The sequence below is a fragment of the Paraburkholderia denitrificans genome, from assembly GCF_042655705.1.
GTDB lineage: Bacteria > Pseudomonadota > Gammaproteobacteria > Burkholderiales > Burkholderiaceae > Paraburkholderia > Paraburkholderia denitrificans.
Map to the genome: position 1 here is coordinate 385342 of NZ_JBHSMP010000007.1, position 24259 is coordinate 409600.

A 24259-nucleotide genomic window follows, 5' to 3' on the forward strand; every position below is an offset into this window, starting at 1 on the left:
ACTCAGCAGCTTCGTCATGTGTGCAGTCCGCAACATTCAGGAGACAGTCATGCCGAGAATGAGAGCCGTCGACGCCGCGGTGCTGGTGCTCGAAAAGGAAGGGATCGACACTGCTTTCGGCGTGCCGGGCGCCGCCATCAACCCGTTCTATTCGGCGCTCAGAAAGGCCGGCGGCATCACGCACGTATTGGCGCGCCACGTCGAGGGCGCTTCGCACATGGCCGAGGGCTACACGCGAGCCGTACCCGGCAATATCGGCGTGTGCATCGGCACGTCGGGCCCGGCAGGCACCGACATGATCACGGGCCTCTATTCCGCTTCTGCCGACTCGATTCCGATCCTCGCGATCACGGGCCAGGCGCCGCGCGCGCGGCTCTACAAGGAAGACTTTCAGGCCGTCGATATCGAGTCGATCGCGAAGCCGGTCACCAAGTGGGCCGTGACCGTGCGCGAACCCGCGCTCGTGCCGCGCGTGTTCCAGCAGGCGTTCCATCTGATGCGCTCGGGCCGTCCGGGTCCGGTGCTGGTCGACCTGCCGATCGACGTGCAGCTCGCCGAAATCGAATTCGATATCGACACCTACGAGCCGCTGCCCGTCTACAAGCCGCGCGCGACGCGCAAGCAGATCGAAGCCGCGCTCGAACTGCTCAACGCGAGCGAAGCGCCGCTGATCGTTTCGGGCGGCGGCATCATCAACGCCGCCGCCGAAGACCTCCTCGTCCAGTTCGCCGAAACGGTGGGCGTACCGGTCATTCCGACGCTGATGTCGTGGGGCGCCATCGCCGACGATCACCCGCTCATGGCCGGGATGGCAGGCCTGCAAACGTCGCACCGCTACGGCAACGCGACCCTGCTCGCCGCCGACTTCGTGCTCGGCATCGGCAACCGCTGGGCGAACCGCCACACGGGCAGCGTCGAGGTCTATACGAAGGGCCGCAAGTTCGTGCACGTCGACATCGAACCGACGCAGATCGGCCGCGTATTCGGCCCGGATCTCGGCATCGTCTCCGATGCGCGGGCCGCGCTCGAACTCTTTATCGAGGTCGCGCAGGAATGGCGCGCCGCGGGCAAGCTCAAAAACCGCGCCGAGTGGGTCGCGCAGTGCCAGGAACGCAAGCGCACGATGCACCGCAAGACGCACTTCGACAACACGCCGATCAAACCGCAGCGCGTGTACGAAGAGATGAACAAGGTGTTCGGGCGCGACACGTGCTACGTGAGCACGATCGGCCTCTCGCAGATCGCGGGCGCGCAGTTTCTCCACGTCTACAAGGCGCGCAACTGGATCAATTGCGGCCAGGCCGGCCCGCTCGGCTGGACGATTCCGGCCGCGCTCGGCGTGCGCGTGGCCGATCCCACCCGCCCGATCGTCGCGCTCTCCGGCGACTACGATTTTCAGTTCATGATTGAAGAGCTGGCCGTCGGCGCGCAGTTCAACCTGCCCTACGTGCACGTCGTGGTCAACAACTCGTACCTCGGCCTGATTCGCCAAGCGCAGCGCCAGTTCGATATGGATTTCTGCGTCCAGCTCGCATTCGATAACATCAACGCACCGGAAGTGAACGGCTACGGCGTCGACCACGTTGCCGTGGCCGAAGGCCTCGGCTGCAAGGCGCTGCGTGTGTTCGAGCCCGAAGAGATCGCACCGGCGCTGCGGCAGGCGCAATCGATGGCGGCCGAATTCGGCGTGCCGGTCGTGGTCGAGGTGATCCTCGAACGCGTGACCAACATTTCGATGGGCACCGAAATCGACGCGATCAACGAGTTCGAAGCGCTCGCCGAAACACCCGGGCACGCGCCAACGGCAATCGCCCTGCCTGGCCAGCCGTAACACGCGTCGTGCCCGTAGCACCTATAAGCGTCGACGTCCTGCTTCCTGCGTGCCGCCGCGCGTTGTCTCGCGCGACGGTGCATCAATACAACCACTGACCGACCAGCGAGACACCTGCCATGCCGAAATTTGCCGCGAACCTCACGATGCTGTTCAACGAAGTCCCATTCCTCGACCGCTTCGCTGCGGCGGCGGACGCGGGCTTCGACGCCGTGGAATTCCTGTTTCCGTATCCGTACAAGGCGAGCGAACTGGCGGAGTGCCTCGAAGCGCACAAGCTCAAGCTCGTGCTGCACAACCTGCCCGCCGGCAACTGGGAAGCGGGCGAGCGCGGCATTGCGTGTCTGCCCGCACGCAAGGGGGAATTCCAGGAGGGTGTGGGCCGTGCAATCGAATACGCGCGGGCCCTGAAGGTGCGGCAGCTCAACTGCCTCGTCGGCATTCCGGCTGCGGATGTTTCGCGCGACACGGCGCTCGCCACGATTGTCGATAACCTCACGTTCGCCGCTGCGGCGCTCAAACGCGAGGGCCTCCGCCTGCTCGTCGAACCCTGCAATTCGTACGACATTCCGGGTTTCGCGCTGAATCGCTCGGCCGAGGCGCTCGACGTGATCGCGAAGACCGGCTCGGACAACGTCTTCCTGCAGTACGACATCTATCACATGCAACGCATGGAGGGCGAACTCGCGGCGACGATCAAAAAGCACTTCGCGAAGATCGCGCACATCCAGCTCGCCGACAACCCGGGCCGCAACGAGCCCGGCACCGGAGAGATCAACTACCCGTTTCTGTTCGATCTGCTCGATACGCTCGGCTACGACGGCCATATCGGCTGCGAATACAAGCCGCTCACGACGACCGCCGATGGCCTCGGCTGGCTGCGCACTGCAAAGCTACGCGCCACCGAGCGCTCGTGAGCGCGCAGCTTCATCGAATCAGGACGAACTCTCGGTACGAACTCGCAGGACAAACCCAGCGGAGCAACACACGATGGCAAAGATCGGCTTTATCGGGCTCGGCATCATGGGCGCGCACATGGCGCGCAACCTCATCAAGGGCGGTCACTCGCTGAGCGTCAGCGGCAAGCATTCGGTGCCGGACGATCTGCGCGCAACGGCCCATGTCGCCGCCGATTCGGCGGCGGTCGCGCAAGTATCGGACATCATCGTCGTGATGGTGCCGGATACGCCCGACGTCGCCAACGCGCTGTTCGCCGACGACGGCGTTGCAAAGGGTCTGTCCGCGGGCAAGCTCGTGATCGACATGAGTTCCATCTCGCCGCTCGAAACGCAGCAGTTCGCGAAGCAGATCAACGCACTTGGCTGCGACTACCTCGACGCGCCCGTCTCGGGCGGCGAAGTCGGCGCGCGGGAGGCGACGCTCACGATCATGGTGGGCGGTCCGCAACAGGCCTTCGACAAGGCGAAGCCGCTATTCGAGCTGATGGGCAAGAACATTTCGCTGATCGGCGACAACGGCGCGGGACAGACCTGCAAGGTCGCGAACCAGATCATCGTCGCGCTGAACATCGAGGCCGTGGCCGAAGCATTGCTGTTCGCCGCACGCTCGGGCGCCGATCCCGAGCGCGTGCGCCGCGCGCTGATGGGCGGCTTCGCCTCCTCGCGCATTCTCGAAGTGCACGGCGAGCGCATGACGAAGCGCACGTTCAACCCGGGTTTTCGCATCGAGCTGCACCAGAAGGACCTGAACCTCGCCCTCGACGGCGCGCGCAAGCTCGGCATCGCGCTGCCGCACACGGCGAGCGCGCAGCAGCTTTTCAGCGTCTGCGCGGCCAATGGCGGCAAGGCGTGGGATCACTCGGCGATGATTCGCGCGCTGGAAATCATGGCGCACTTCGACATTGCGGAACCGGCCAGCGCGCAACCTTCGGCGGCGTGAATCCGGCGTCCTGAAGCCGGGATTGATCGAAGCGGTGAATGTGAAGTGCGCGGCGCAGTGTGTGCCTGGCGTGCCGTCACACTGCGGCAACGGGCAAGCTCAGGCTGTCTCGCAAGGCGCGATGGCCACTCGTGGGGCGCTCCAGGGCGGCGGCAACCGCCATGGAGCAAATCGGGGCCGCTCTTGGCTGAGAGCGGCCGGTGGGGTCCGCAGCGGCGCCCGGTGACGGCGGGGAAGCCTTGGTCGGTCAGACGTCGTCATCGGGTGTCCGCTCGTCGGATTGCAACGCTTCGGGGCTTGCGCCCGCGTTCGCACGCGCACATGGCCCGGCGCGCTTTTCCCGCGCCGCGTTGCGCCAACGAAGAATGCGCCTCGATCAGTACGTATCGAACACGCGCTGCAACTCGATCCGATCCGTGATGCCGCGCGCAAGCGCGAGCGCCAGCAGCACGCGCGCCTTGTACGGATTGAGCGTGCCCGCGCTGATGAAGCCGAGCGCGTCGTCTTTCGCCGCGCCGTTGTGCATCACGTGACCCGAACCCACGCGCGAGGCGCGCACGACCGCCACGCCCTTTGCCGCCGCCTCGACCAGCGCCTGTTGCAAGGTCGAATGAATCGAGCCGTTGCCGGTCCCGGCCACGACGATACCGAGCGCACCCGCCGCGACGAGCGCATCGACGGCGATGCGCGACACGCCCGCATAACTCGTAACGATCTCCACGTGCGGCCACGGCCCGTTCGCCGTAAACGGCGAATCGACCGTATGCGCACGCAATGCGCGACGCTGAAATTCCACCCGCCCGTCCTGTACCCAGCCGAGCGCGCCGATTTCGGGCGACTGGAACGCATCGACGGCGTACGTGCTGATCTTGATCACGTCGCGCGCGCAGTGAATCCGGTTGTTGAACGCGACGAGCACGCCCTGTCCCGCTGCCGCACCGCTCGCCGCGAGCGTCACCGCGTTCAGCAGATTCAGCGGGCCATCGGCCGAGAGCGCCGAAGCGGGCCGCATCGCCGCCGTCATCACGACGGGCTTCGAGCTCTTGACCGCGAGATGCAGCAGCCAGGCGGTTTCTTCGAGCGTATCGGTGCCGTGCGTGATGACGACGCCATCGATATCGTCGCCCGCCAGCAGCGTATTGATGCGCTGCGCAAGCGTCGTCCACAGCGCGAGCGCCATGTCCTTGCTGTCGATGCTCGCGACCTGCTCGGCCTGGATCCGCGCGATGGCGTCGAGCCCGGGGACGGCCGCCAGCAACTGCGCGACGCCGATGACGCCGGCCTGGTAACCGGCGGTGTTCGCCACGTCGGGCGCGGCGCCCGCGATGGTGCCGCCGGTAGCGAGCACGGCGATGCGCGGCAGCGGTTGCGCCGCCGCGGAAGAGGAAGTCGGATTGGGAGTATTCATGGCGGCGATTTTAAGCGATCCGCCGCTGCGTGCGCGCAGCCCGATCTTCACATCGCGTCACGGCGCTTCAGTTGCCTTCGCGCAACTGGCTCGCGATATGCTGCTCAGTCAGATGCGGCGCGAACATCTCGATCATCCGGTACGCGTACTGACGCAGGAACGCGCCCTTGCGCAAGCCCACGCGCGTCGTGCTCGCCTCGAACAGGTGCTGGGAATCGAGTGCGACGAGTTCGGTGTCGCGCTTCGGATCGTAGGCCATCGCGGCCACCACGCCCACGCCCATGCCTAGTTCGACATAGGTCTTGATGACGTCGGTGTCGATGGCCGTCAGCACGACGTCGGGCACCACACCCGCCTTCGCGAACGACTGGTCGATGTGCGAGCGGCCCGTGAAGTCCTGATCGTAGGTGATGAGCGGAAACTCCGCGATCTCTTCGAGCGTGACGTGCTCGCGCCCGACGAGCGGATGCGACTTCGGCACGACGACGACGTGATGCCACGAATAGCACGGGAACGTCACGATGTCCGGATAGCGGTCGAGCGCTTCGGTCGAAAGACCGATATCGGCCTCGCCGCTGACGATCGACTGTGCAATCTGCTGCGGATTGCCCTGGCGCAGCGCGAGCCGCACCTTCGGAAACACCTCGCGGAACTGATGCACGACTTTCGGCAGCGCGTAGCGCGCCTGCGTGTGGGTCGTCGCGACGACGAGATGGCCGCTGTCCTGATCGGCGAACTGGCGCGCGACGCGGCGCAGGTTGCCGGCATCGAGCAGCATCCGCTCGATCAGCTGATGCACGGCCTTGCCCGGCTCGGTCAGGCCGGTGAGCCGCTTGCCGCGCCGGATGAAGATATCGACGCCGAGTTCGTCCTCCAGATCCTTGATCTGCTTCGAGACGCCCGATTGCGACGTGTACAGCACGTTCGCCACCTCGGTCAGATTCATGTTCTGACGCACGGCTTCACGTACGAAACGCAACTGCTGGAAATTCATGTCCTTGTCCCCGGACTGGTCGGTCTGATCAGGTTGAATGCGCGCGATATGAACGCGCTGTGAGCGTGCAAAACGTGCGCTGGTGTGTCGCTCAGTGCGCCGGAAATACGCGCAGGCCACGCGGCACGGCGGTCGCGTAGTCGCCCACGCTCAGGCTCAGCGCGCGCCACGCCTCGCGATCGAGTTCGGCTTCGAGCGCGCCGCCCGCATGGCTGGCCAGCTCCACGCGCACCGAGCCGCCGAGCGTCACGACGCGGCGCACATCCACGACGATGCCGTCGCGCTGCCCGTTCGCATGCGGATGCAGCACGAGATCGTGCGGGCGCACGTAGGCGAGCGCCGGGCCGACAAATTCCGCCTGCACGGCGATCGGCTGCGCCGCACCGTCGACGACAAAACCCTGCGCCTCCACGCGCCCGTGCAGGCGGTTCGCCGCGCCGAGGAATTCGTAGACGAAAGCCGTCTGCGGGTGATCGTAGACGGCCTGCGGGCTGCCCACCTGCTCGACGTGTCCGCGATTGAGCACGACGATGCGGTCGGCCACTTCGAGCGCTTCCTCCTGATCGTGCGTGACGAAGATCGTCGAAATATGCAGATCGTCGTGCAGGCGGCGCAGCCAGCTGCGCAGTTCCTTGCGCACTTTCGCGTCGAGCGCGCCGAACGGCTCGTCGAGCAGCAGCACCTTGGGCTCGACGGCCAGCGCACGGGCAAGCGCGATGCGCTGGCGCTGCCCGCCGGAGAGTTCGGACGGATAGCGCTGCGCGAGCCAGTCGAGCTGAACGAGCTTCAGGAGTTCATGCACCTTCTCGCGAATCGCGGCCTCGGACGGCCGCTCGTTGCGCGGCTTCACGCGCAGTCCGAACGCGACGTTCTCGAACACCGTCATGTGGCGGAACAGCGCGTAATGCTGGAAGACGAAGCCCACCTGGCGTTCGCGCGCACCGACGGCGCCCACGTCCTGGCCTTGCAGCACGACCTCGCCCGCGTCCGCGTATTCGAGGCCCGCGATCACGCGCAGCAGCGTGGTCTTGCCGCAACCCGACGGCCCGAGCAGCGCGACGAGTTCGCCGGGCGGAAAGTCGAGCGAGACGTTGTCGAGCGCGGTGAAATCGCCGAAGCGCTTTTGCAGATTGCGAACGATGATGCCCATGATTGACTGCTCTCCGTTTTCGGCCAGCGCGGGTGCTACGAAGCGCCTGCGCTGGCCCGATGCAATGGTGTGACTGATGCGCTAATTACTCGAGCGCCTGCCGGGCGACACCCGGCCGCGCAGCGCGTGATATGTCCGGTTGAACGGTGGCGGTGGCGGTGGCGGTGGCGGTGGCGGCAGCAGCAGCGATCTGCCTGAGCGCGCGCCCGCCGCGATCCGGGGCGAGCGCGGGCGCAGCGCTTTCGTCCTCGCGTTCCGCGCCGAGATGACGCTCGGCAAGCAGCTTGAGCCCGAGCGTCACGAGCGCGAGCAGCGCGAGCAGCGACGCCACCGCGAAAGCCGCCGCGAAGTTGTATTCGTTGTAGAGGATCTCGACGTGCAGCGGCATCGTGTCGGTCTGCCCGCGAATGTGGCCCGACACCACCGACACCGCGCCGAACTCGCCCATCGCCCGCGCGTTGCAGAGGATCACGCCGTAGATCAAACCCCAGCGGACATTCGGCAGCGTGACGCGCCGAAACATCTGCCAGCCCGACGCGCCCAGCACGTGCGCGGCCTCTTCCTCGTCGTTACCCTGGGCCTGCATCAGCGGGATCAGTTCGCGCGCAACGAACGGAAACGTGACGAAGATCGTCGCGAGCACGATGCCCGGCACGGCGAAGATGATCTGCACGTCGTGGTCGGCGAGCCATGGCCCGAGCCAGCCCTGCGCGCCGAACAGCAGCACGTAGATGAGACCCGAGATCACGGGCGACACCGAAAACGGCAGATCGATCAGCGTGGTGAGCAGCGCCTTGCCGCGGAACTCGAATTTCGCAATTGCCCACGAAGCGACAAGACCGAACACAAGATTGAGCGGCACGGCGATGGCCGCGGTGATGAGCGTGAGCTTGATTGCCGAAACGGCATCGGGATCGGCGAGCGACGCGAAGTAGAAGCCAACGCCCTTCGAAAGTGCCTGGGAGAACACCGCGACGAGCGGCACCAGCAGAAAGAGCGCGAGAAAGACGAGCGCGATGCCGGTGAGCAGCCAGCGCACCCAGGGGGCTTCCGTGACCGGATCGGGTCGGGTCGGCTGTCGCAAAGGCGTGCTCATTGCGCACCTCCCGTGGCAACTGCGCGCTGCGTCGGGTCAGGCTGGGCGGAAGACGATGAAGACGGCCCAGACAATGAAGACGGCGCAGGCGATGAAGCGCCGCGGCTCGTCCGGCGCTGCAAATACCACTGCAGCGAATTGATGATGAGCAGCATGACGAACGAGACGCACAGCATCACGACGGCCAGCGCGGTCGCGCCCGCGTAGTCGTACTGTTCGAGCTTGGTGATGATCAGAAGCGAGGTGATTTCGGACTTCATCGGCACATTGCCCGCGATGAAGATCACCGAGCCGTACTCGCCGAGCGCGCGCGCGAACGCAAGCGCAAAACCGGTGAGCAGCGCAGGCAATGCGGCGGGCAGCACGACGCGGCGCACCGTGAGCCAGCGCGACGCGCCGAGGCACGCGGCGGCTTCCTCCTGCTCGCGCTCGAAGTCTTCGAGCACGGGCTGCACGGTGCGCACGACGAACGGCAGCCCGATGAATGTGAGCGCAACGAGCACGCCGAGCGACGTGAAGGCGACCTTGATCCCCAGCGGTTCGAGAAACTGGCCGATCCAGCCGTTGCCCGCGTACACGGCCGCGAGCGAGATGCCGGCAACCGAGGTCGGCAGCGCGAACGGCAGATCGACGAGCGCGTCGATGGCCCGCTTGAAGGGGAACGTGTAGCGCACGAGCACCCAGGCGAGCAAAAGGCCGAACACGGCATTGATGAGCGCGGCGCCGAGCGCGGCCAAAAACGTCAGCCGGTACGACGCGATCACGCGCGGCGACGCCACTGCGCGCACGAACTGCGCCCAGTCGAGCGTCGCGGTCTTGAGGAAGGTGGACGCAAGCGGAATCAGCACCACGAGGCTCAGATAAGCCACCGTGATGCCCAGTGTCAGGCCGAAGCCCGGCAACGCGCTGGGCTTGCGTAAGCGTAACGTCGTCATGCTTGTTGCTCTTTCAGAATGCTGCGGCGCTACGCGCCAAAGAGCGCGCCCTTGCGGGCGCGCCTGCCGTGCGATGTTTCACTGCGGTTTCTCTGCGACTTCACTGCGACTTCACTGCGGCTGATAAATCGAATCGAACACGCCGCCATCGGCGAAATGAACCTTCTGCGCGTTCGCCCAGCCGCCGAACGAATCGTCGACCGTGTAGAGCTTCAGCTTCGGAAACCTCGACGTCAGCGCAGCCGGCACCTTGTCCGAGCGCGGACGGTAGAAGTTCTTCGCCGCGATCTCCTGACCTTCCTCGCTGTACAGGAACTGCAGATAGGCCTCGGCGACCTTGCGCGTGCCGCGCTTGTCCACGACCTTGTCGACGACGGCCACCGGCGGCTCCGCGAGAATGCTCGCCGACGGCACCACGATCTCGAACTTCCCGGAACCGAACTCCCTGAGCGACAGGAACGCTTCGTTTTCCCACGCGATCAGCACGTCGCCGATGCCGCGCTGCACGAAGCTCGTCGTCGCTCCGCGCGAGCCCGAGTCGAGCACACCAGCGTTTCTGTAGAGCTGCGTGACGAACGCCTTCGCCTTCTGGTCATTGCCGCCCGGCTGATGCGCGGCGTACGCCCACGCCGCGAGGTAATTCCAGCGCGCGCCGCCTGAGGTCTTCGGATTCGGCGTGACGATCGAGACGCCCGGCTTCACGAGGTCGTCCCAGTCCTTGATGTGCTTCGGATTGCCCTTGCGCACGAGAAACACGATGGTCGAGGTGTACGGCGCGGCGTTGTCGGGCAGACGCTTTTGCCAGTCGGCGTGCACGACGCCCTTCTTCGCGAGCGCGTCGATGTCCCAGGCGAGCGCGAGCGTCACGACATCGGCCTGCAGGCCGTCCAGCACCGAGCGCGCCTGCGCACCCGAGCCGCCGTGCGACTGCCTGATCGTGAGCGTCTCGCCGGTCTTCGCCTTCCACTGCTTCGCAAAAGCCTCGTTGACCTGCTGGTACAACTCGCGCGTCGGATCGTAGGAAACGTTCAGCAACGACGTATCCGCATGCGCGGCGGGCGTGTGCGCGGCCATGCCAACGAGCGCCGCGATGCCGAGGATCGGCGCCACGCCAACGATCAACCGCGCCGCCAGTCGCTTGATCCAGCCCGTTTTTCCGTTGTCCAGAATGCCCATCCACTTTTCTCCGTGTTGTCTTCGCGTGGGTCTTGCGTGCCTGCAGCTCACGATGAAGGGCAGTCTAACGACCGGCTTAAATCATTAAAAATAATGTTTCTTCATTTTTTAATGCTCAAAAGTGGTAAGCCCCCTCGCCTCTGCCACGCGAGCACGGTCGCACCGTCATTCCATCCGCCCGGCAGTGGGCAAGATAGTGGGCAAGGTAGCGCGCAAATGCCGCGAAAACGCCCGCCGAACGGAGAACTTCAAGTAACACTTGAAAAGGATCCGATACTGTATAAAAATACAGTCACCTGTCTATTCATACAGTGCCGCCATGACCAAACTCACCGCACGACAGCAGCAGGTTTTCGATCTGATCCGGCGCGCGATCGAGCGCACCGGCTATCCGCCCACGCGCGCCGAGATCGCGGCCGAACTCGGCTTCAGTTCCGCCAATTCCGCCGAGGAGCATCTGCGCGCGCTCGCACGCAAGGGCGTGATCGAACTGGCCGCAGGCGCGTCGCGCGGCATCCGTCTCCTGCCCGGCCCGGACGACCTCCCGCGCCAGTTCACGCTGCCGCACCCGAGCATCATGCAGCTCTCGCTGCCGCTCGTCGGCCGCGTCGCAGCGGGCAGTCCGATCCTCGCGCAGGAGCACATCGCGCAGCACTACGCGTGCGACCCGGCGCTCTTCTCCAGCAAGCCCGACTACCTGCTCAAGGTGCGCGGCCTGTCGATGCGCGACGCGGGCATCCTGGACGGCGACCTGCTCGCCGTGCAGAAGAAGAGCGAAGCGAAGGACGGCCAGATCGTCGTCGCGCGCCTTGGCGACGACGTCACGGTGAAACGCCTGAAGCGCCGGCCCAACGGGCTCGAACTGATCGCCGAGAACCCCGACTATGACAACATCTTCGTCGAGGCCGGCAGTGTGGAGTTCGCGCTCGAAGGCATCGCTGTCGGCCTGATTCGCCCCACCGAATTCTGATCGTCTAAACGCTGTCTGGAGGGAGTTATGGAACGCCTTGCCCGTTTGCTGCCCTTTCGTCAATTCGGCCGTCTGCGGCATCTGCGCGGCCTCGCCAGCTGCGCGGCGAAGAACACGCGCATGTCGGGAGCCGCGCAATCCGGCTCTCTCTTCGACAGCCTGAGCGACACCGAACCGGGGTCCACAGTTGGGTCCGCGGTTGGGTTGGCCCCGGGCCTAGTCGAACTGCCGCCGTTACCGTCCGCGCAACCCGCATTTGCGCGCGTTTCGCTCAACAGCGGGCTGAACCACACCGAGCCCGGACGCCGGGCGCCCGTGCGCGTGTACCACGGGCCTTCCCGGCTCATCATGGTGGGTACGGTCGATGCGGTGTGCCGGATGATCGACCGCTGCATCGCCGAACAGCACGCGGATCTGCCCGCGGCGCTCGCTAAGTAAGGGAAAAACGGTAAAGGCAACGGGAGAGTCCGGGATCTTTTTTTCATTCACCTTGTCCACACACGGTGTTCATTAAATGATCCTAAACATCCCAACGCAACCATGACCCAATCCCTGTCGAACAAACGCTGGATCAAACCCGTCGCCATCGTGGTAGCCCTGGTGCTCGTCGCGGCCACAGTAGGCTACAGCTACGCCTCGCCGTATCTGGTGCTGCACCGGCTCAAGGCCGCAGCCGATGCGCGCGATGCGGCAACGCTGAACGAGTACGTCGACTATCCGGCGTTGCGCGTAAGCCTCAAGGAACAGGCTGGCGACATGCTGACGCGGCACCTGGAGGAGCAGCACGGCAGCAATCCAATGCAGCTGTTGGGCAGCGCGATTGGCACCGCGATCGGCACCGCGCTGATCGGGTCACTCGTGGATGCGTATGCGACGCCCGACGGCGTCGCCGCGCTGCTCAACGGAATGCCACCCGGCGAGCAGCCGCCGGCCGCAAGCGATGGTAATCCGGCGCACGCGCCTGCCGCGGCGAACGCACCAGACGAGTTGAGCGCTGAATCCGACACTCACTCCACCGCTGAGTCGGACGCTGACTCCGACACAGAATCGGCTTTGGCGGATTCAGAGGAAAACGAGCCAGGCCACCCGCAAATTACGGCGGGCTACCGTGGTTTCAATGAATTTGTGGTGACCTGGCAGCGCAGATCGAACAGCATGCCTTATTCCGCTGTCCTGCAACGTCACGGGCCTTTTTCGTGGAAGCTCGGCGCGGTCGAATTGAACGAGCCCGCCCAATAACGGCATTGCTTGATGGCTGCTTGATGGCTGTGTAATTGCGCCAACGGCGAGCGTGAAACACAGCCGTCGAATGCATCGCTCAGGCGGCCGCTTGCTGTTGCTTCTGCTCGGCCGCCGAGGAACACGCCACCAGAATGCTGCACGACACACGGTCGAGCAGCGGCGTATTGCCTGCGCCCATCCACCAGCGCGACAGCCCGGTGCGGCAGCGATGCCCGACCACCACCAGATCCACCTGCAGTTCGTTGGCAAGATTCGCGATCTCATCGATCGGATGCCCGAAGGCGAAATGGCCCTGGGCACGCACGCCGCGCTCAGTCAGCCAGTCCACGCCCTCCTGAAGAATTTCGCGCGCGGTCTCTTCGAAACGGCCGCAGGCCACATCGGTCAGAAGGCCGGCGCTCTGGGCAATCGTCGATCGCATGTCGACGACCGACAGCAGGTGTGTTTCAGCATGCAGATCCAGCGCCAGATCCGCGCCGCAGCGCAGCGCCTTGCGGCCTTCGCGCGAGCCGTCATAACAAAGCAGGATTTTCTTGTAGCTCGCCATGATGGTTTCTCCCCGGCCCGCGCGGGTCGCGCGCCGTGCAATCTCATAATGCTGCGCCGCAATTGCACATGCAAGGGCTGGAAAACGCCAGGCCCGACCCCGTCGCACATACGCGCCCTGCGCCGCGGCCCTGGAACACCCAGGCACGCCCGACGCGACACGGTTCGCCGCCTGCCGCCTGCGCGGCAATGTTCTAGAATAGGCCGCCTCACCGTGCGCCACGCGCGCGCCGCTTCCATCGATTCATACTCCTACGGTCCATGCCCGCACCCGCCATCGAATTCGAGCAGGTCATCAAACACTACGGAGACAGGACAGTCGTCAATGGCCTGTCGTTCCACGTCGTCCCCGGCGAGTGCTTTGGACTCCTCGGCCCCAACGGCGCGGGCAAGACGACGACGCTGCGCATGCTGCTCGGCATCGTCTCACCCGATGCCGGGCGCATCAGCCTGTGCGGCGAGCCGGTGCCCGCACGGGCGCGCCACGCCCGCACGCGCGTGGGCGTCGTGCCGCAGTTCGACAACCTCGACCCCGATTTCACCGTCCGCGAAAACCTGCTCGTGTTCGGGCGCTACTTCGGGTTATCCGCGAGCGAGACGCGTGCGCTCGTTGCGCCGCTGCTCGAATTCGCGCGCCTCGAGAGCAAGGCGGATGCGCGCGTCGGCGAGCTGTCGGGCGGCATGCGGCGGCGCCTCACGCTCGCTCGCGCGCTGGTCAACGACCCCGACGTGCTCGTCATGGACGAACCGACCACGGGCCTCGACCCGCAGGCGCGCCACCTGATCTGGGAACGTCTGCGCTCGCTGCTCGCGCGCGGCAAGACGATTCTGCTCACGACGCATTTCATGGAGGAAGCCGAACGGCTCTGCAACCGCGTGTGCGTAATCGAGGAAGGCCGCAAGATTGCAGAAGGCGCGCCGCATGCGCTGATTCAGTCGGAGATCGGCTACGACGTGGTCGAGGTCTACGGACCCGATCCGGCCGCGCTGCGCGACGAGCTGGCGCCCTTTGCCGAGCGCACGGAGATCAGCGGCGAAACGCTCTTTTGCTACGTCGAGGATCCGCAGCCGATTCATCAGCGGCTGCGCCATCGCGCGGACCTGCGTTACCTGCACCGGCCCGCCAATCTCGAAGACGTGTTTCTGCGGCTGACCGGCCGCGAGATGCAGGATTAACTGCGGCAGGATCAACAGCGTCAGGACTACCAGCCACAGAGCTAACCGCGACGACGAAACCCGGCAGCCCCACTCACAGGACATCATGGACGCACGTACCGAAAAGGCGCCGCCAACGCACCCCGCCAGCACGCCGCAGCGCGAGCCGCGCGCGGCGTTGCCGTCGAGCGCAACGCACTGGATCGCCGTCTGGCGGCGCAACTATCTCGTGTGGCGCAAGCTCGCGATTGCATCGATGTTCGGCAATCTCGCCGACCCGATGATCTACCTGTTCGGCCTCGGTTTCGGGCTCGGGCTGATGGTTGGGCACGTCGACGGTGTCTCGTACATCGCGTTTCTCGCGGCGGGCACGGTGTCGTCGTCGGTGATGATGTCGGCGAGCTTCGAGTCGATGTATTCGGGCTTCTCGCGCATGCACGTCCAGCGCACCTGGGAAGCGATCATGCATACGCCGCTCTCGCTCGGCGACATAGTGCTCGGCGAGATCGTGTGGGCCGCGAGCAAATCGATGCTCTCGGGCGCGGCGATCATGCTCGTCGCGGGCGCGCTCGGCTACGCGAACTTCCCGTCGATGCTGCTCGCGCTACCCGTGATCGCACTGGCCGGACTCGCGTTCGCGAGCTGCGCGATGATCGTGACGGCACTCGCACCGTCATACGACTTCTTCATGTTCTATCAGACGCTCGTGCTCACGCCGATGCTGCTGCTCTCCGGCGTGTTCTTCCCGATCACGCAACTGCCTGCGGCCGCGCAGCACGTCACGCTGATGCTGCCGCTCGCGCACGCGGTCGAACTGATTCGTCCGGCGATGCTCGGGCGCCCCATCGAACACGCGGGGCTCCATCTGTTCGTACTGGCTTTCTACGTGGCGGTGCCGTTCGCGATTGCAACGGTGCTGTTTCGCAGGCGCATGATGCGCTGAAGGCGCGGGCGGCGGCGGAAAGCGCCACCCGCGAAGCGGAAAAAAACCGGCGAGTCACTCTTCGTCGTCGCCCCAGGGAATATCCACGTCCGAGATGAATGCGACCGTCGCGAAGGGACCGCCTTCGTGCCGGCCGAGCTTGCCGTCCGCGCGATGCCACTCGACCCGGAACGTCGTCACTGCGGCGTCCGCGAAGAGATACACGGTGCGGACTTCCTCCGGATCCGAATCCTCGACCGGGCCATCGAGCGACACCAGCAATTGCTGCGGCCACAAACCGTCGGCGGGATCGTAGATGCGGTCGGCCTCGGGGATCAACGTGTCGGCCTCGACGCCGATCGTCGCCGACGCCTCGACGATCATCTTGCCGAGCGCCCGCAATACGGCTGTCGCACGTGCCGAGTTGGCCTGACGGATGGCGAGATCGCCGCGCGTCAGAGCTTGTTCGAGTTTCGGGTTCGTCTTCTGCTGAGCCATACTGTTTTCCGGGCCGCGGCCCTCTCCTGTGCACACGAACGCGCAAGCGTCCGCGATTCGTGCCTGGTTGATGCCTAGTTGATGCCTGGTTGATGCCTGATCCATGCCTGGTTCATGCGCCGCGCCATTGCCGAATGGCGAGCGTAGCGCAGAACCCGATCAATCGCCTTGGCGTGCCACGACGGCAAACGCCTTCAAAATCCGAGCGCGACCGCCGCATAGCCCGCGGCGATGCCGAACAGCACCACCACCGCCGCGACGACCGCAAGCACGCGCGGACGGAACGAGCCCGCCAGCATCGCGAGCGACGGCACGCTCACGGGCGGCAGCGTCATCAGCAGCGCGCCTGCAGGGCCGACACCGATGCCGAGCGCGAGCATCGCCTGGATGATCGGCACCTCGCCCGCCGTCGGGATCACGAACAGCATGCCCGCCACCGCGAAGGCGACGATCCAGCCGAGGCTGCTCGTCACCTCCGGACTGATATGCGGAAAAAGCCAGGCGCGCGCCGCGCCAAGCAGCAGCACGAGCACGATGTATTCGGGGATGAGCCGCACCGTCATGCGCAAGAACAGCTGCGCCCAACGCACGAACATGTTGCCGCTGCCCGCCTGCTGGGGCGTGAGTTGGGCAAGACGATCGTCGGCGGCAGGCGCTTCTTCCTTCGTCGAGAGCCGGTTCGCGAGCCACCCCAGCCCGAACACCATCATCACGCCGAGTACGAGCCGCAACAGGCTCCACTGCCAGCCGAGCACGAACCCCATGAACACGAGGGTGGCGGGATTGAGCACCGAGTTGCCGAGCCAGAATGCAATCGCGCTACCCACCGAAGCATGGCGTGCCCGCAATCCGGCGACGACGGGTGCGGCGCAGCAGGTGCACATCATGCCGGGCACGGCGAGCAGCCCGCCCGCGGCCACGCTGCCGAAGCTATGCCGGCCGAGCACGCGCGCAACCCACTGCGGCGGCAGCAGCGCCTGGACGGCCGAGCCGAGCAGCAGCCCCAGCACCATCGCCTGCCAGATCGCCTTGCCGTAGGCCCACGCGTAATCGAGCGCGGCGGAAAGCGACGGCGCGGGCGCGTTCGCTTCGGTCCCCATCAGGATGGAGTGGCCGATCGAGTGCGTCGCCTCAGCCGTGAATGCGCGGTGATAGTAGGGAAACCATTTGACGTAAAAAAGACCGACGATCGCCAACAAGATAAAAAGGCGCCAGCCGTACGAGGGCGTCGTCTGCGTGTCGCGTGCGGTCGTCATTGCGAGAATTCTCCGAAAAAATGCGTGCTAGCGCCGGGGCTTCTTCTTTGATGCGGCCCCGAAGCGCAAGCTGGATCGTAGTGTATGGATCGCGATTCGCCAACGGCTTTCGCCGCCGCAAGCGGTTCGCGGGCCCCGGGCAAGAGCGGTGAGGAGCACAGGTGGCGCATTGACCATACCCGGACCCGCCCCGTGCCACGCCCGTGGCACGCCCGGCGCGACGGATGCCGCGCGCCGGGACCGCAAGAATACACGCGCCGCCGTTGCGGCGGCGCGCGGCGTAGTGCCCTGCCTGGTGCTCTACGTTATACCGAGGTTACGGCGCCGGATTGGGCTGCAGCGCGTGCAGCGCGTCGATCTGGGCGAGCGCCTCGGGTGAGAGCTTCACGTCGATGCTGGCGATATTCTCCTTCAACTGCGCCATCGACGTCGCGCCGATCAGATTGCTCGTCACGAACGGCCGGCTATTGACGAAGGCAAGCGCGAACTGTGCGGGCGTGATGCCATGCTCCTTCGCGAGCGCCACGTAGCGCGACGTGGCCGCGACGGCCTGCGGATTGCTGTAGCGCGCGAAGCGCTCGAACTTCGTGATGCGCGCGCCTTCCGGCCTCGCCCCACCCTCATATTTGCCGGAGAGCCAGCCGAACGCGAGCGGCGAATACGCAAACAGGCCGACGCCTTCGTGATGCGTGAACTCCGAAAGCCCGGTTTCGTACGTGCGGTTCACGAGGCTGTACGGATTCTGGATGCTGACGATACGCGGCAGGCCGAGCTTTTCTGCGGCCCGCAGAAATTGCGCGACGCCCCACGGCGTCTCATTCGACACGCCGATGTGACGCACCTTGCCCGCCGTCACGAAGTCGACGAGCACCGAAAGCGTCTCCTCGATCGGCACGGTGTACGCATCGTCGATCCACGGATACGCATTGCGGCCGAACGTCATCGTGCTGCGATCGGGCCAATGCAGCTGGTAAAGATCGACGTAATCGGTCTGCAGGCGTTTCAGGCTGCCATCGAGCGCCTCGGTCAGGTTCTTGCGGTCGAACTGGTTCGTTTCACCGCGAATATGCCGCGGATTGTGCGGCTGACGCGCCAGCCCGGCGATCTTCGTTGCCAGCACGATGCGCTCGCGCACTGCCGGATGCTTCGCAAGCCACGTGCCGATATAGCGCTCGGTCAAACCCTGCGTCTCAGCGCGCGGCGGCACGGGGTACATCTCCGCCGCGTCGATCAGCGTCACGCCGCGATCGAGCGCGTAGTCGATCTGTTCGTGCGCATCGCGCTCCGTGTTCTGCTCGCCCCACGTCATGGTGCCAAGGCCGATCAGGCTGACCTGGACGTTCGTGTCTCCGAGAGTGCGGTATTCCATTGAAGCGTCATTCCATCGTGAGTTTGGGGTGAGCGCGAAACTACCACGTCGCAGCGGATTTTTCAGGGGACCGGCCAACCTCGCCAGCCGCCGCGGATGGTCGTAATAAACCGTAAAAATCCATGGTCAGCCCGATCCTCACTCAGTGGACTACGCAGAGTGAGGATCGGGCTGACCATCCTGTTAAGCCGGACCCGGCATGACCGGTCCGGCTGTGCGCGGCATACGCTGCGGCGAGGCGACCTTGATGGCGGCCTGCGTGGCGACCGGAGGCGCCGAGGGCCCATTACGGCCTGACGCGCTCCACGACCCAGTTCGAGCTGCGCACGAGGTAATACCGCCCTGCGATGCCGACCCAGTGACGGCCGCCCGGCGGCGGCTTCAGATGATGCTGCCGCCAGTCGTCGACCACGAATTGACGGTTGCGGAATTCGGAGCCGACACGGTCGCCCTCACGCAATTCCTGCGGCAGGTCGCCTGACGGCGGATGTTCCGGCGGCGACCCGCCGCGATAAGTCTCCCCGGGACGGGGCAGCCGCTACGCGAATGTCGATGCCGACGCAAGCATGCCAGGCAGGACCAGCGCAGCAAGAAGCACAACACGTCGCTTCATCGTTCACCTGCGGTTTGCCTTTGACGGTCTGAAACCCCGATGGAAACCCGGGCAGCACGCCGCACGGGCGTTCATTGCTGCTCATCTTGGTACAGGGTGCGCCGGGACCGCGTCAGCGCGTCCGAGCAGTGCAAAATGCCGAAGTCCGCAGACGTGCCAGAATCGGGCACGCCCGACAACAAGACAGGAGATCACGCGATGGAAAACCAGCGCGCCTTTGAGTACATGGGTTTCGACATGATCGCGGGCGTCGACGGCGACCACGAGCACGGCTTTTTCATCTCGTCCCAGAGGATTCGCAGCCTGACCGAAGATCTGACCGCCGAGGTGCCGATCGACGGCATCGCTGCCGGACGCTTCCGGCACCAGGACAACGCGTTCGACGCATCGTTCGACCGGATGCGCGATGCCATCGACAGGCGGGTGGCCACTAACCGCTAACCGGCTAAAACGCTAAGGCCTTGTCCACCTGGCGGACACAACAAAACGCCGGGTGTCTTGTGGACACCCGGCGTATGCGCCGCCCAGACAGTCGGCCTGTGAAGCAGGGGCGGCGAAGCAGGCCCGGCTTGGCTTAGTGGGCGAAGTACGTCGAACGCGGGCCGGTCTTGTCGTGGCTACCCGACTGCGACAGCGTGGCGTCGACGCCGCCGTAGGCCGCGCCGTTCGCTTCTTGTGCACGCTCAGCCGCAACGGTCTGGGCGCTCATGCCGTGCTGCGAAGCCGGCGCGCCGACTTCCGGACGGTAGAACGGCGCCGGGCCATAGCCGCTGGCGAATGCCGGAACGGCGATAGAAGCAGAAGCTGCGACCAGCAGCGCGGCGATCAGTTTGGTCTTCATGGTGGACTCCAATATCAGGTTCGGTTGCGTTTCCGGGAGGCGCCGCACCTGGGAGGCCTGAACCCATGAGCCGCGTCAACGAAGCCTAGTGTATACACCTACTATCGGAAAATAATGACGATCAAACGAATTTACTATTCTGAATTCCGAAATAATTCTGTCAGCCAATCCTGACGCGGCTGAGCCGCGAACAGACCCTAATACGACCCGCAAAAAAAACTTTTCGCGACGCGCAAATGGTCGCAAGGAATACATAAGTACAAGAGGGTTTTTCCGCCGCCCGAGCACGCCGAAAGCGCACTGCGCTGCTTTGCGCAGTGCGCAACGCGCCTGGATGCATGAGTTAAAATGCCAGGTTGTTCCACGCCAGCCGTCCGCCTTCCCATGTCCGCCAACCGTATTGCCAGTCCCCGTCGCGTGTGCGTCGCGCCGATGCTCGACTGGACCGATCGTCACTGCCGCTCGCTGCACCGTTTCATCTCCCGGCACACGTGGCTGTACACGGAGATGGTGACGACAGGCGCCCTGCTCCACGGCGACGTACCGCGTCATCTCGCGTTCACGCCGGCCGAAGCGCCGGTGGCGCTTCAGCTGGGCGGCAGCGAGCCGGACGACCTGGCGCGTGCGGCGAAGCTCGGCGAACAGTGGGGCTACGACGAAATCAATCTGAACTGCGGCTGCCCGTCCGAACGCGTGCAGCGCGGCTCATTCGGCGCGTGCCTGATGAACGAGCCGCAACTGGTGGCCGATTGTGTGAAGGCGATGCGCGACGCCGTCTCGGTGCCGGTGACGGTGAAACACCGCATCGGCGTGGATAGCGTCGAGGCATATTCGTTCGTGCGCGACTTCGTCGGCACGGTCGCGGACGCCGGCTGCGACGTGTTCGTCGTCCACGCGCGCAATGCGATTCTCAAGGGCCTGAGCCCGAAGGAAAACCGCGAGATCCCGCCGCTCAAGTACGACTACGCGTACCAGCTCAAGCGCGATTTCCCGCAGCTCGAGATCATCATCAACGGCGGCATCAAGACGCTCGACGAAGTCGAGGCACACCTCGCCCATGTCGACGGCGTGATGCTCGGCCGCGAGGCGTATCACAACCCGTACCTGCTGGCCGATGTCGACGCGCGGTTCTACGGCGCGGCCGAACCCGCGCTCACGCGCGAAGCCATCGAGGCGAAGCTCATCGACTACTGCGCGCACGAGATTGCGCGCGGAACGTATCTGGGTGCGATTTCGCGCCACGCGCTCGGGCTGTATCGCGGCGTTGCGGGCGCGCGTGGCTGGCGACGCGTGCTGTCCGACAGCCGCAAGCTCGCGAAGGCGGATCTGGCAATCTTCGACGAAGCGCGCCAGGAACTGCGCGCGACTTTCGCGGCGTCCACGGAAATGTCTGCCGAAATATTTGACTGAGGGACTAGGCAAGCGTAATAGGGTGTGTATATAATCTTTCTTCTCGATTGCCGCTGAATTTCTTACAGCGTGATCGCGAAAGTTTTGCAGTGGTGGCTGTAGCTCAGTTGGTAGAGTCCAGGATTGTGATTCCTGTTGTCGTGGGTTCGAGTCCCATCAGCCACCCCAAGAAATTTAAACAAAAAGCCCAGTCCTTACCGGCTGGGTTTTTTGCTTTCTGGAATTCGTGCAGGTGCTGCGTGGGCATTTCCCGCAGCCATCGGCGCGCGGCGTAACTACCCACTCCGCGCAGACAGCCCGACGCCCGCAGCACCAGGCCCCGCACTAAAGCTGAATCTTCACCTGCGTCCCGACCTCAATAACCTGATCGGGAGGCAGTTTAAAAAACGCCGCGATATTGCCGACGTTATGCAGCATCACCGCGAACAGCCGTTCGCGCCACACGGCCATGCCAGCCCCCGGCGTCGCTACCACCACCGCACGGCTCAGAAACCACGAAGTCTCACCAGGATCGAACGCGAGCCCGGCTGCCTGTCCGGCGGCGAGCGCCTGCGGCAGGTTCACATCGTCCTTGAAGCCGTAGTTGACGATCACCTGATACCCGCCCGGGCAGAGCCGCGTCACCTTCAGGCGCGCGCTTTCGGGCACCCGGGGCACGTTCTGCGACACGACGGTCACGAAAAGAATGCGCTCGTGCAGCACCCGGTTGTGCCGCAGATTATTGACGAGCGCATGCGGCACGGAGTTCGGGTTGGGCGTGAGGAAGATGGCCGTGCCGCCCACGCGCACGGGAGAACGCGCGAGCAGCGCGGCGAGATACGGTTTGAGCGGCTTCTTGCCCGCGCGCACGCGGGCCTCGGCCATCATCAGTTGCGAACCGCGGCCCCACGTCGCCATGACGGTGAACATGAGCGTGCCGATCACGAGCGGGAACCAGCCGCCTTGCACGATCTTGAGCAGGTTCGCCGAAAAGAACAGTGCGTCGATCACGAGGAAAAAGAACGTCGCCAGCACGCAGAGCACCCAGTTGTAGTGCCACGCGTAGCGCACGACAAAGAACGTGAGAAACGTCGTGATCAGCATCGTGCCCGTGACCGCGATGCCGTACGCCGAACCGAGCGCCGTCGACGATCCGAACCCGACCACCGCCGCGATCACGGAGGCGAGCAGGATCCAGTTGATGCCCGGAACGTAGATCTGGCCGATCTCGCGCTCCGACGTATGCACGATATTCATGCGCGGCAAAAACGCGAGGTGCATGGCCTGCATCGCCATGGAGTACGTGCCGGAAATCACGGCCTGCGAGGCGATGACCGTCGCGAGCGTGGCGAGCACGATCATCGGAAAGATCGCCCATTGCGGAAAGAGCCGGTAGAACGGATTCTGGACGGCGCCCGGATTCGCCAGCAGCAGCGCGCCCTGCCCGAGGTAATTGAGCGCGAGCGCGGGAAACACGAGGCCGAACCAGGTAAGACGAATCGGCCGCTTGCCGAAATGGCCCATGTCGGCATAGAGCGCCTCGGCGCCCGTGAGCGACAGCACGACCGCGCCGAGCGCCACGAACGCAAGCCAGCGGTGGTGCATCACGAACGCGAGGCCGCGCAATGGATTGAGGGACACCAGCACGATCGGCGCGGCGGCGATATTGACGAGGCCCACCACCGCGATCACGACGAACCAGAGCACCATCACCGGCCCGAACACCGCGCCGATGCCGCCCGTGCCGTGTTTTTGCGCGATGAAGAGCGCGATGAGCGCGGCGAGCGTCACGGGAATCACGAAGGTCTTGAGTTCCGGCGCGGCAACTTCCAGCCCCTCGACGGCGCTCAGCACCGAGATGGCCGGCGTGATAACGCTATCGCCGAAGAAGAGCGCCGCACCCATCACGCCGACGATGAGAAGCGTCTGACGAAGCCGCGGCCGGTCCGACACCGACGAAGCCGCGAGCGCAAGCAGCGCCATGATGCCGCCCTCGCCGTGGTTGTTCGCGCGCAGGATCAGCACGACGTACTTGAGCGTGACGACCACCATCAACGACCAGAAGATCAGCGACACGATGCTGACGATATTGAAGGCATTGAGCTCGAGCCCATTACCCGGATCGAACACCGTGGAAAGCGTGTACAGCGGGCTCGTGCCGATGTCGCCATAGACCACGCCGAGCGCTGCGAGCGCGAGCGCGCCAGGCGCCTGCGGATGAGACCCGGAATCGTGCGATGAATCGTCTGCGGGCGTGGCCGGTGAGGAATCTCCCATGACTGCCTCCTCGTTCGGGCATGAAGCAACCCGCGCTGCCTGATCACCGTCGTTCCGTGGAGGCCGCTGCGGCGGCATGCGCCAACCGCGCGCCGCGCGTGCTCGACCTTAGGGCAAGTATAGGAATTTCCGGTGCGAAGGCACGTTACACCGCCACGCAGGCGCTACTGACGCAGAGCAGCGTGACGTTGGTGCACGATCCCGGCGACATCCGCGAATCGCACCGTGCAAATCGCACCTGGTTTGCAGTTCTATTCATGCGCCCGCCTCGAACGCCAAAAGCACGCCAAGAGCACGCGACAAGCGTCCGTTATCCCGCCGCCCGGGCGTCGGCCCACGCCCGCGCCGCCTCGAAACCTGCTTCGGCGGCAGCGTGTTCGGTCGACCAAAGCCGGTCGATATGGACGAGTTGCCAGTCCTGCAGGACCGCATCGTCCTTCAGCACGCGAAAGTGCGCCTTCACGCCCGTGAGCACCTGCTCGACTGCAACCTCGATGTCGTAGCCCTTGTAGTGCTCCTCGTAGTCACCCATGTCGATGCCCTTCGGCTCCATGATCTTTTCTCCTTCGTGACTGGCCGGTTCATCGTAGCACTTCCCTCTGGCTACGCCCGTGCACCTCGACGGCATCCCGATTGCACGACACGCCAGGCACCCGCACCGCTTCGAGAGCCGACCACGATCCTCATGGCAA

Annotated in this window: 24 protein-coding genes and 1 tRNA gene; 11 read left to right on the forward strand and 14 right to left on the reverse strand. The window is 64.9% G+C overall.

Going from position 1 to position 24259, the window contains the following annotated elements:
* Window positions 1-49: 49 nt before the first annotated feature.
* The 3 genes from gcl (at window position 50) to ACFPTO_RS05115 (ending at window position 3730) form a co-directional block, all read left to right on the forward strand.
* On the forward strand, window positions 50-1831 hold the full coding sequence (gene gcl, locus ACFPTO_RS05105) for a glyoxylate carboligase (protein WP_377709908.1): 1782 nt from the start codon (window positions 50-52) through the stop codon (window positions 1829-1831).
* 119 nt (window positions 1832-1950) lie between these two features.
* Entirely contained in the window at window positions 1951-2748 is a 798-nt protein-coding gene (gene hyi / locus ACFPTO_RS05110; protein WP_377709909.1) for a hydroxypyruvate isomerase, read from the forward strand.
* 73 nt (window positions 2749-2821) lie between these two features.
* Window positions 2822-3730, forward strand: coding sequence for a 2-hydroxy-3-oxopropionate reductase (locus tag ACFPTO_RS05115; protein ID WP_377709910.1), 909 nt, complete (start codon window positions 2822-2824; stop codon window positions 3728-3730).
* Between the two features lie 376 nt (window positions 3731-4106).
* On the opposite strand, the gene ACFPTO_RS05120 is transcribed toward ACFPTO_RS05115, so the two are convergent.
* From ACFPTO_RS05120 to ACFPTO_RS05145, 6 genes are all read right to left on the reverse strand, one after another.
* Window positions 4107-5138, reverse strand: coding sequence for an asparaginase (locus ACFPTO_RS05120; protein WP_377709911.1), 1032 nt, complete (start codon window positions 5136-5138; stop codon window positions 4107-4109).
* A gap of 67 nt (window positions 5139-5205) precedes the next feature.
* On the reverse strand, window positions 5206-6132 hold the full coding sequence (locus ACFPTO_RS05125; RefSeq protein ID WP_377709912.1) for a CysB family HTH-type transcriptional regulator: 927 nt from the start codon (window positions 6130-6132) through the stop codon (window positions 5206-5208).
* Between the two features lie 91 nt (window positions 6133-6223).
* Entirely contained in the window at window positions 6224-7282 is a 1059-nt protein-coding gene (locus ACFPTO_RS05130) for a sulfate/molybdate ABC transporter ATP-binding protein (RefSeq protein ID WP_377709913.1), read from the reverse strand.
* Window positions 7283-7367: 85 nt separating this feature from the next.
* A complete protein-coding gene (cysW, locus tag ACFPTO_RS05135; protein WP_377709915.1) occupies window positions 7368-8378 on the reverse strand; it encodes a sulfate ABC transporter permease subunit CysW in 1011 nt (336 codons plus the stop codon).
* Entirely contained in the window at window positions 8375-9313 is a 939-nt protein-coding gene (cysT, locus tag ACFPTO_RS05140) for a sulfate ABC transporter permease subunit CysT (RefSeq protein WP_377709916.1), read from the reverse strand. The genes cysW and cysT overlap by 4 nt, the downstream gene beginning before the upstream one ends.
* Before the next feature lie 111 nt (window positions 9314-9424).
* Complete coding sequence (locus tag ACFPTO_RS05145) at window positions 9425-10489, reverse strand: sulfate ABC transporter substrate-binding protein (protein ID WP_377709917.1); 1065 nt, start codon at window positions 10487-10489, stop codon at window positions 9425-9427.
* Window positions 10490-10808: 319 nt separating this feature from the next.
* On the opposite strand from ACFPTO_RS05145, the gene lexA reads away from it, so the two are divergent.
* From lexA to ACFPTO_RS05160, 3 genes are all read left to right on the forward strand, one after another.
* Window positions 10809-11459, forward strand: a complete 651-nt coding sequence (lexA, locus tag ACFPTO_RS05150) for a transcriptional repressor LexA (RefSeq protein ID WP_377709918.1) — start codon at window positions 10809-10811, stop codon at window positions 11457-11459.
* 27 nt (window positions 11460-11486) lie between these two features.
* Window positions 11487-11897 carry a hypothetical protein gene (locus ACFPTO_RS05155; protein ID WP_377709919.1) on the forward strand — a complete coding sequence of 137 codons (411 nt, stop codon included), beginning with the start codon at window positions 11487-11489 and terminating at the stop codon, window positions 11895-11897.
* A gap of 102 nt (window positions 11898-11999) precedes the next feature.
* Window positions 12000-12698 (forward strand): DUF2939 domain-containing protein, encoded by a 699-nt coding sequence (locus ACFPTO_RS05160; RefSeq protein ID WP_377709920.1) that lies wholly within the window; start codon window positions 12000-12002, stop codon window positions 12696-12698.
* 79 nt (window positions 12699-12777) lie between these two features.
* On the opposite strand, the gene ACFPTO_RS05165 is transcribed toward ACFPTO_RS05160, so the two are convergent.
* Window positions 12778-13248 carry a universal stress protein gene (locus ACFPTO_RS05165; RefSeq protein WP_293040519.1) on the reverse strand — a complete coding sequence of 157 codons (471 nt, stop codon included), beginning with the start codon at window positions 13246-13248 and terminating at the stop codon, window positions 12778-12780.
* A 260-nt stretch (window positions 13249-13508) separates the two neighbouring features.
* On the opposite strand from ACFPTO_RS05165, the gene nodI reads away from it, so the two are divergent.
* Window positions 13509-14423, forward strand: coding sequence for a nodulation factor ABC transporter ATP-binding protein NodI (gene nodI / locus ACFPTO_RS05170; protein ID WP_377709921.1), 915 nt, complete (start codon window positions 13509-13511; stop codon window positions 14421-14423).
* A gap of 85 nt (window positions 14424-14508) precedes the next feature.
* A complete protein-coding gene (locus ACFPTO_RS05175) occupies window positions 14509-15345 on the forward strand; it encodes an ABC transporter permease (protein WP_377709922.1) in 837 nt (278 codons plus the stop codon).
* A 54-nt stretch (window positions 15346-15399) separates the two neighbouring features.
* On the opposite strand, the gene ACFPTO_RS05180 is transcribed toward ACFPTO_RS05175, so the two are convergent.
* From ACFPTO_RS05180 to ACFPTO_RS05195, 4 genes are all read right to left on the reverse strand, one after another.
* The gene (locus ACFPTO_RS05180) at window positions 15400-15822 is read right to left on the reverse strand and encodes a hypothetical protein (protein WP_293039557.1); all 423 of its coding nucleotides are present in this window, start codon (window positions 15820-15822) and stop codon (window positions 15400-15402) included.
* Window positions 15823-16016: 194 nt separating this feature from the next.
* Window positions 16017-17078 carry a permease gene (locus ACFPTO_RS05185; protein WP_377709923.1) on the reverse strand — a complete coding sequence of 354 codons (1062 nt, stop codon included), beginning with the start codon at window positions 17076-17078 and terminating at the stop codon, window positions 16017-16019.
* Between the two features lie 316 nt (window positions 17079-17394).
* Complete coding sequence (locus ACFPTO_RS05190; protein WP_377709924.1) at window positions 17395-18447, reverse strand: NADP(H)-dependent aldo-keto reductase; 1053 nt, start codon at window positions 18445-18447, stop codon at window positions 17395-17397.
* A gap of 286 nt (window positions 18448-18733) precedes the next feature.
* A complete protein-coding gene (locus tag ACFPTO_RS05195) occupies window positions 18734-18907 on the reverse strand; it encodes an RcnB family protein (RefSeq protein WP_377709925.1) in 174 nt (57 codons plus the stop codon).
* A gap of 288 nt (window positions 18908-19195) precedes the next feature.
* Here ACFPTO_RS05195 and ACFPTO_RS05200 point away from each other — a divergent pair, with 288 nt between their 5' ends.
* A complete protein-coding gene (locus ACFPTO_RS05200) occupies window positions 19196-19501 on the forward strand; it encodes a hypothetical protein (protein ID WP_377709926.1) in 306 nt (101 codons plus the stop codon).
* A 133-nt stretch (window positions 19502-19634) separates the two neighbouring features.
* Here ACFPTO_RS05200 and ACFPTO_RS05205 read toward each other — a convergent pair whose 3' ends face one another.
* Window positions 19635-19901: a hypothetical protein gene (locus tag ACFPTO_RS05205; protein ID WP_377709927.1), complete on the reverse strand. Its 267-nt coding sequence runs from the start codon at window positions 19899-19901 to the stop codon at window positions 19635-19637.
* A 384-nt stretch (window positions 19902-20285) separates the two neighbouring features.
* Here ACFPTO_RS05205 and dusA point away from each other — a divergent pair, with 384 nt between their 5' ends.
* Together dusA and ACFPTO_RS05215 are read left to right on the forward strand one after the other, a co-directional pair.
* A complete protein-coding gene (gene dusA / locus ACFPTO_RS05210) occupies window positions 20286-21311 on the forward strand; it encodes a tRNA dihydrouridine(20/20a) synthase DusA (RefSeq protein ID WP_377709928.1) in 1026 nt (341 codons plus the stop codon).
* Window positions 21312-21403: 92 nt separating this feature from the next.
* Window positions 21404-21479 (forward strand) — tRNA-His (locus tag ACFPTO_RS05215).
* Between the two features lie 156 nt (window positions 21480-21635).
* Here the strand turns inward: ACFPTO_RS05215 and ACFPTO_RS05220 are convergent.
* Both ACFPTO_RS05220 and ACFPTO_RS05225 read right to left on the reverse strand, forming a co-directional pair.
* The gene (locus tag ACFPTO_RS05220; RefSeq protein WP_377709929.1) at window positions 21636-23567 is read right to left on the reverse strand and encodes a potassium transporter Kup; all 1932 of its coding nucleotides are present in this window, start codon (window positions 23565-23567) and stop codon (window positions 21636-21638) included.
* Between the two features lie 310 nt (window positions 23568-23877).
* Entirely contained in the window at window positions 23878-24120 is a 243-nt protein-coding gene (locus tag ACFPTO_RS05225; protein ID WP_377709930.1) for a hypothetical protein, read from the reverse strand.
* Window positions 24121-24259: the final 139 nt, after the last annotated feature.

Excerpts from the sequence above, each read along its gene's own strand:
- ACFPTO_RS05145 (WP_377709917.1), bottom strand. The coding sequence starts at position 10,489 with ATGGGCATTCTGGACAACGGAAAAACGGGCTGGATCAAGCGACTGGCG.
- lexA (WP_377709918.1), top strand. The coding sequence starts at position 10,809 with ATGACCAAACTCACCGCACGACAGCAGCAGGTTTTCGATCTGATCCGG.
- cysW (WP_377709915.1), bottom strand. The coding sequence starts at position 8,378 with ATGAGCACGCCTTTGCGACAGCCGACCCGACCCGATCCGGTCACGGAA.
- ACFPTO_RS05225 (WP_377709930.1), bottom strand. The coding sequence starts at position 24,120 with ATGGAGCCGAAGGGCATCGACATGGGTGACTACGAGGAGCACTACAAG.
- ACFPTO_RS05120 (WP_377709911.1), bottom strand. The coding sequence starts at position 5,138 with ATGAATACTCCCAATCCGACTTCCTCTTCCGCGGCGGCGCAACCGCTG.
- ACFPTO_RS05160 (WP_377709920.1), top strand. The coding sequence starts at position 12,000 with ATGACCCAATCCCTGTCGAACAAACGCTGGATCAAACCCGTCGCCATC.
- hyi (WP_377709909.1), top strand. The coding sequence starts at position 1,951 with ATGCCGAAATTTGCCGCGAACCTCACGATGCTGTTCAACGAAGTCCCA.
- cysT (WP_377709916.1), bottom strand. The coding sequence starts at position 9,313 with ATGACGACGTTACGCTTACGCAAGCCCAGCGCGTTGCCGGGCTTCGGC.
- ACFPTO_RS05115 (WP_377709910.1), top strand. The coding sequence starts at position 2,822 with ATGGCAAAGATCGGCTTTATCGGGCTCGGCATCATGGGCGCGCACATG.
- ACFPTO_RS05220 (WP_377709929.1), bottom strand. The coding sequence starts at position 23,567 with ATGGGAGATTCCTCACCGGCCACGCCCGCAGACGATTCATCGCACGAT.
- ACFPTO_RS05190 (WP_377709924.1), bottom strand. The coding sequence starts at position 18,447 with ATGGAATACCGCACTCTCGGAGACACGAACGTCCAGGTCAGCCTGATC.
- ACFPTO_RS05180 (WP_293039557.1), bottom strand. The coding sequence starts at position 15,822 with ATGGCTCAGCAGAAGACGAACCCGAAACTCGAACAAGCTCTGACGCGC.
- dusA (WP_377709928.1), top strand. The coding sequence starts at position 20,286 with ATGTCCGCCAACCGTATTGCCAGTCCCCGTCGCGTGTGCGTCGCGCCG.
- ACFPTO_RS05155 (WP_377709919.1), top strand. The coding sequence starts at position 11,487 with ATGGAACGCCTTGCCCGTTTGCTGCCCTTTCGTCAATTCGGCCGTCTG.
- ACFPTO_RS05175 (WP_377709922.1), top strand. The coding sequence starts at position 14,509 with ATGGACGCACGTACCGAAAAGGCGCCGCCAACGCACCCCGCCAGCACG.
- ACFPTO_RS05185 (WP_377709923.1), bottom strand. The coding sequence starts at position 17,078 with ATGACGACCGCACGCGACACGCAGACGACGCCCTCGTACGGCTGGCGC.
- ACFPTO_RS05200 (WP_377709926.1), top strand. The coding sequence starts at position 19,196 with ATGCCGAAGTCCGCAGACGTGCCAGAATCGGGCACGCCCGACAACAAG.
- ACFPTO_RS05165 (WP_293040519.1), bottom strand. The coding sequence starts at position 13,248 with ATGGCGAGCTACAAGAAAATCCTGCTTTGTTATGACGGCTCGCGCGAA.
- gcl (WP_377709908.1), top strand. The coding sequence starts at position 50 with ATGCCGAGAATGAGAGCCGTCGACGCCGCGGTGCTGGTGCTCGAAAAG.
- nodI (WP_377709921.1), top strand. The coding sequence starts at position 13,509 with ATGCCCGCACCCGCCATCGAATTCGAGCAGGTCATCAAACACTACGGA.
- ACFPTO_RS05205 (WP_377709927.1), bottom strand. The coding sequence starts at position 19,901 with ATGAAGACCAAACTGATCGCCGCGCTGCTGGTCGCAGCTTCTGCTTCT.
- ACFPTO_RS05125 (WP_377709912.1), bottom strand. The coding sequence starts at position 6,132 with ATGAATTTCCAGCAGTTGCGTTTCGTACGTGAAGCCGTGCGTCAGAAC.
- ACFPTO_RS05130 (WP_377709913.1), bottom strand. The coding sequence starts at position 7,282 with ATGGGCATCATCGTTCGCAATCTGCAAAAGCGCTTCGGCGATTTCACC.